The following is a 1,594-nucleotide window of genomic DNA, read 5'->3' as shown; positions in this document are numbered from 1 at the left end:
TTCTCCGTGACGGAACCGGGTAGCTACCCGGTGGTCTGCACTCTGCATCCCAACATGACAGCCACACTGAAGATCTCCTGAGCCGAACCGACGCCCGTCGTGCTCAACGTCCTGGACATCGTTCTTCTCCTGCTCGCCGTGCTCTTCGCGATCTCCGGGTACCGGCAGGGCTTCCTGGTGGGCGCGCTGTCGTTCGTCGGCTTCCTCGGCGGCGGTGTGCTCGGTGCCAAGGTCGCGAAGCCCTTCGCCGAACTGATCGGTCAGGAGAGCCACGGCGCCATGGTCGGTCTCCTGACCGTGCTCGGTCTCGCCCTGGTCGGGCAGATCGCGGGCACCGCGGTCGGGGTCGCCATCCGGAACCGGGTGACCTGGCGCCCCGGCAGGGCCGTCGATGCCGCCGCGGGTGCGGTGCTCTCCGGCTTATCGGTGGTTCTTGTCGCCTGGCTGCTGGCGACGGCCGTCGATCGGTCGCCCTTCGAGTCCCTCGCTCGCTCTGTCCGGGAATCGCGGATCCTCGCCACCGTGGACGCCGGGATGCCCAACGAGGTCCGCAGTGCATTCGCCGACCTGCGCCAACTGGCTGACAACAACGGCTTCCCCGAGGTCTTCGCCGGGCTCGGCGGCGGGCGCATCGTCGCCGCCGATCCGCCCGATCCCGCTTCCACCCAGACTGCCGGGGTCCGCAACGCGGCGGCGAGCATCGTGAAGATCCGTGGCGTCGCCAGGTCCTGCGACAAACGGGTCGAGGGATCCGGGTTCGTCATCGCCCCGCAACGCGTCATGACCAACGCGCACGTCGTAGCCGGGGTGCACCGTCCGATGATCGTGCTGGCCTCGCGCACCCTGCCGGCCGAGGTCGTCCTGTTCGACCCCGACCGGGACGTCGCCGTGCTCCGCGTGCCGGACCTGCAACGGCCGCCGCTGCGGTTCCGGATAAACCCACCGGCCGCGGCCGAAGATGCCGCAGTGATTGCCGGCTATCCCCAGGACGGGCCCTACACCACTGTGGCGGCGCGCGTCCGCAACCATCAGACCGCCCAGGCCCCGGACATCTACTCGCACGGCCTCGTCCTGCGCGACATCTACGCGGTCCGCGGACGGGTGCTGCCGGGAAACTCCGGTGGACCCCTGTTGTCCGAAAGCGGGGACGTCCTGGGTGTCGTGTTCGCCGCGGCCGTCAACGACAGCGATACCGGTTACGTCCTGAGCGCCGCCGAAGTGGCCAGGCCTGCCGCCGCCGGGGTGATCGCCACGGCGGAGGTGAGCACGCAGGGGTGCAACTGACCGCCGGTACTCCCGCACCGACGGCCGGGCGACGCTCAGGGACGAAGCCAGCCGACCAGTTCGGCGTTGACGAGGTCGGGGGCCTCCTCATGCGGGAAGTGCCCGATCTCACCGAGCAGGCGCCAGGTGTAGGGACCGCTGACGTAGCGCCCGGCGCCCTGGGCGGTGGACGGCAGGAAACAACGGTCCATTTCCCCGTGTATCTGCAGGGTCTCCATCCGCAGCGACCGACGGAGGACACTACCGAAACGCGCCCCATCGGGCCGGAACAACGACCGGAAGATCCACCGGTGGTACTCCAGGGAGCTGT

The 1,594-nt window shown here is 69.4% G+C and carries 2 protein-coding genes; one reads left to right on the top strand and one right to left on the bottom strand.

Annotation, left to right across the window (positions count from 1 at the left end):
• Positions 1-99 precede the first annotated feature (99 nt).
• On the top strand, positions 100-1,284 hold the full coding sequence (locus ACY45C_RS01660; RefSeq protein ID WP_462185910.1) for a MarP family serine protease: 1,185 nt from the start codon (positions 100-102) through the stop codon (positions 1,282-1,284).
• Between the two features lie 35 nt (positions 1,285-1,319).
• Here the strand turns inward: ACY45C_RS01660 and ACY45C_RS01655 are convergent.
• Positions 1,320-1,594 (bottom strand): alpha/beta fold hydrolase (locus ACY45C_RS01655; RefSeq protein ID WP_462185909.1); only part of this gene is annotated, 275 nt, incomplete at its 5' end.

The organism is Frankia sp. CcWB2 (genome assembly GCF_977927585.1).
Note: the sequence above shows the minus strand (reverse complement) of the source record. Positions and strands in the feature narration are given on the sequence as shown.